The 4,121-nt window shown below is 32.3% G+C and carries 5 protein-coding genes; all 5 read right to left on the bottom strand.

Going from position 1 to position 4,121, the window contains the following annotated elements; translation table 11 throughout:
* On the bottom strand, positions 1-981 hold a 981-nt coding region (locus ABIQ27_RS05090; protein ID WP_348032668.1), incomplete at its 3' end, for a POTRA domain-containing protein.
* The gene (locus ABIQ27_RS05095) at positions 914-1,654 is read right to left on the bottom strand and encodes an isoprenyl transferase (protein WP_348032670.1); all 741 of its coding nucleotides are present in this window, start codon (positions 1,652-1,654) and stop codon (positions 914-916) included. The genes ABIQ27_RS05090 and ABIQ27_RS05095, both read right to left, overlap by 68 nt.
* A gap of 2 nt (positions 1,655-1,656) precedes the next feature.
* A complete protein-coding gene (locus ABIQ27_RS05100) occupies positions 1,657-2,343 on the bottom strand; it encodes a DUF6089 family protein (RefSeq protein WP_348032671.1) in 687 nt (228 codons plus the stop codon).
* Positions 2,344-2,509: 166 nt separating this feature from the next.
* On the bottom strand, positions 2,510-3,379 hold the full coding sequence (locus ABIQ27_RS05105; protein ID WP_348032673.1) for an NAD kinase: 870 nt from the start codon (positions 3,377-3,379) through the stop codon (positions 2,510-2,512).
* A gap of 107 nt (positions 3,380-3,486) precedes the next feature.
* Positions 3,487-4,121, bottom strand: a 635-nt coding sequence (locus ABIQ27_RS05110) for a CBS domain-containing protein (RefSeq protein WP_348032675.1), incomplete at its 5' end; no start/stop codon positions are given.

Raw genomic sequence — 4,121 nt, forward strand, 5'->3', positions numbered from 1 at the left:
TGCTAACAATTGATCAGAATAAACAGAATTTCCAAGGAATTTAATGTCTCCAAAATGATACTTTCTGCCTTCTTCAACTTTTATATTGATGGCTAACTTCGATTTTTTGGCATTTAAAAATACCGAGTCACTTATAACTCTGGCATCTCTATACCCTTTTTCTTTATATTTATCAATAATGGAAGTTAAGTCTTCTTTATACTTATCCTTTATGTATTTTGATCCTTTGAAAATACGAATCGGGTTGATTTGCTTCGTGTTTTTCATCGCCTTTCTCAGTTTGGCGTCTGAGAATTTTTCATTGCCATCAAAGGTGATTTTCGAAATTTTCAACTTATCGCCTTTGTCAATATTGACAAGCATTTTAACGCTATTACCATCGGTAGTATCAGCAGTTGTTGTTATAAAAACTTTGGTCTTAAAATAACCGTCTTTTTTATATTTGTTTTCGATGTAATTTCTAGTGGTTGTAATCAGGTTTTCATTTACAATTTTTCCTTTTGTCAATGAATTGTCTTTGATAAGCCCTTCTACTTTTGATTTTTTTACACCCTGGATTTTTACTTCACTAAGTTTGGGAAGTTCAACGATATTAAGGTCTAACCAAATACTATCTGCTTCAACTTTATTTACATAAAAATCAATATCGCTAAAAAGTCCAAGTTTCCCCAGCTTTTTTATGGCATTGCTTATTTCTTCTCCTGGTACTGTGATTTGTTGACCTTTTTCAAGACCGGCAAAAGTGACAACGGTTTGCTCGTTGTAACTGATTTTACCGTTAACTTTTACATTTGCTAAAATATATTTTTTGCCTTGGTCGAATGGGATTCTGTCTTGGGCTTTTAATTGAGAAATAGTTCCAAATAATAATATAAATAGGAATATTTTTGAAGGGTTAATCTGCACTGAAATTTTATTTAATTTGTTCACTTGTTTTTCCGAATCTTCTTTCTCTTTTTTGATAACTAATAATGGCTGCATATAAATCTTCTTCTTTAAAATCGGGCCATAAAACATCGGTAAAATAAAATTCTGCATACGCTATCTGCCACAACAAAAAGTTACTAATTCGGTGTTCACCACTGGTTCTAATCACTAAATCTACATCAGGTAAATTGTGCGTGTAAAGATGCTCATTTATAATTGATTCATCAAGAGTGTCTATAGAAATTATATTATTTTTAACTTTCTCACTTATAATTTTAACAACATTTAACAATTCTTCTCTCGAACCATAGCTTAGCGCCAGTGTCAGAGTCATTCTTGTGTTGTTTTTTGTTTTTTCGATGACGGATAAAAGCTCGTTTTTGGCTTTTGTTGGGAGCAATTCGATGTTTCCGATACAGTTTAATCGAATGTCATTTTTTTCTAAAGTTGCCAGTTCTTTTTTTAGTGAATTGACCAACAACTTCATTAAGGTATCAACCTCTAATTTTGGCCTGTTCCAGTTTTCAGTAGAAAAGGCATATAATGTTAGATTCTCTATTCCAAGTTTGGCGCAGGTTTCAACTGTAATTCTAACTGATTTTGTTCCTTTTTCGTGACCAAATGCTCTTAGTAAACCTTGTTTTTTAGCCCAACGACCATTTCCATCCATAATTATGGCAAGATGTTTAGGTAAGTTGTCTTTGTTAATGGTTTCTAATAAGCTCATTTTTATTCTTTGCAATAACAAGGTTTTTCTCCAAAAGTGTATGTAATCGTAAATCCAGTGAATACATACCAATCCTTGCTGTTTAAATTACCAAATTTCAATGGTTCTAAATTTTCATTTTTTGGCAAACTTCCATCTAAATTATCAGTGAAAGTATATCGTGCTCCAATTTCAAATCCTAAAATTATATTTTCAAAAATATTGCTTTTAACACCAACTATCATTGGTATGGCAAACGCACCTTCTGTATAATCTTTTTTTGTTTCGCCATTAATCACATACAATTCATCGTAAGCAAAATAAGTAAGACCCGTATAAACATATGGAGTTACCTTTTTTGTTAACTTTTCATGTAGATTGAAATCAAAAAAATTGAATTCTAATCCTGCCGAAAGCTCTTTTATCTTATTTTCAAATTTATAGCCTCTTGCGACTCTTCCGTGTACATCCGAATCTAAGTCATTTCCAAAAATAGTCGACTGTGTATAGGAAAATCTATAGGAATGTCTGGGGCTTTTATTCCATTTATATAGAATTCCAAGGGCTAATTTATTCGGAGATACATAATTGGTTTTACCCACATCTCCTATGAAATTGCTTCCGCCTAAGAAAACACCAATTTCATGAATTTGTGCAATCAAAACATTCTGGAAAATCAAACAAAAAAATAATACTAAAATCCTTTTCATCAAATTGAAAATAGCGTGCAAATATAACAATTCTCAGTACTTATCTAACATGATTTTTATATTTCTGTTAAATTAAATAAAGGGCTGATTATTATTAGACTTGCAATGGTTTCTATTCTAAAACGAAATTTTTAGAACTGTAGTATAAATAGAGGTAAATTTTTTTCTAATTTCTCTTGTCTTCACCCCAAAGTAATTTGGCTCGAAGTGTTTTAAGGAAAGTCTCTTCAGGAATTTCCACCATTTTAATTTGGAATGGCGTTTTCTTAATTACCAATTCAGAATTATTGCTGATAGTTGTAATTCTGGAGTCTAAAGAAACCAAATATTCTTCTTCTCTTCCTGAAACTTTGAGTTTTATTTCGGTGTCATCCGGAATTACAAGCGGTCTTGCGTTAAGGTTGTGCGGAGCAATTGGCGTGATAACCAATCCTTTTACATCGGGCGTTAAAATCGGCCCGCCACAACTCAGGGAATAACCTGTAGAGCCTGTTGGTGTTGAAATAATTAAACCATCAGCCCAATAGGAATTCAAATATTCGCCATTCAAAAAAGTTTCAATCGTAATCATCGAAGTCGTTGCCTTTCGGCTAATCGCGATTTCGTTCATGGCAAAATTTGGGTTAATGCCCGGGCATTCGATGCTTAACAATGTTCGTTCGGAAATTGTGTATTTTTTTTCTAAAACGATTTGAAGAAATAATTCGATATTTTCTTTCTGAACTTTAGCCAAAAAACCAAGTCGACCTGCATTGACACCAAGAATTGGAATTCCGGAATCACGAACAAAAGTAGCCGCTTTTAAAATAGTTCCATCACCACCAATACTAATAAGAATGTCGAAACTACTGTCTAAATCAGCGTGTGAAGCAAAAGTTTTATATTGTTTTTCGACGATTTTTTCTTCGTATAATATCTCTAAAAATTTTTCCTCAATAATCATCTCTACATTGTTTCTATTGAAAAAAACAAAAATATCTTTAATGATTGGTCGTGTGTCGTTTTGATAATATTGTCCGAATATGGCAACTTTCATGATGATATTAGATATTAGATCTCAGATATTAGATTTCAGAATTTGAGTTTCAATTTGTTAAATTCAATAACTGCTTTCTGTTGTCTGCCTTCTCTTTTCTGTTTTTTTTACATATTTAAATATTTGTCCAAATATTCAGAGCGCTCTTTTAAAGTATTCAAATAGTTGTCTTCATGATGCTCAGATACAATTTCATAATTATACCTGCGAAACGATTGAATGATTTCATTCATGCTGCCAAGTGTCGTTTTTATGGTAACCTGTACTTTTTCAGCATTCGCTTCTGAAACAAAAACACCAAGCAGTTTGCCATTATTACTTTCTACAATTTGGGTAATCTGACTCATCGAATAATCCGCTGTTGGTTTTTCAACCACTATTATTCCACCGGTTTCTTTAAGAAAAGGCGTTTCGTTTAAAAACTTAATGACATCTGTAATTTCGTAATAGCCAATATAGTTATTGGTTTCATCCAAAATCGGGACAATATTCGAATTATTCCTGGCGAAAATTTCTAAAACATCCAGCCAAATCATAGATTCTCTGACAAAAAAACCTTCAAAAGCATAAAGATAATCAATAGTTTTTTTATTGTTTTCAAAGGTTTCGGCGTCAACAGCTGACAGGCAACCCAAATAAACTTCATTATCCAAAACAGGAAAATGAGAATAGGTGTTTTCAGCAAAAAAATCCTGAATATCGGCTACGGATTCCGTAGTAGAAAATGGTTTAAAATCGTTAT

Origin of the sequence: Flavobacterium sp., from assembly GCF_039916025.1 — a bacterium.
Taxonomy (GTDB): Bacteria; Bacteroidota; Bacteroidia; order Flavobacteriales; family Flavobacteriaceae; genus Flavobacterium.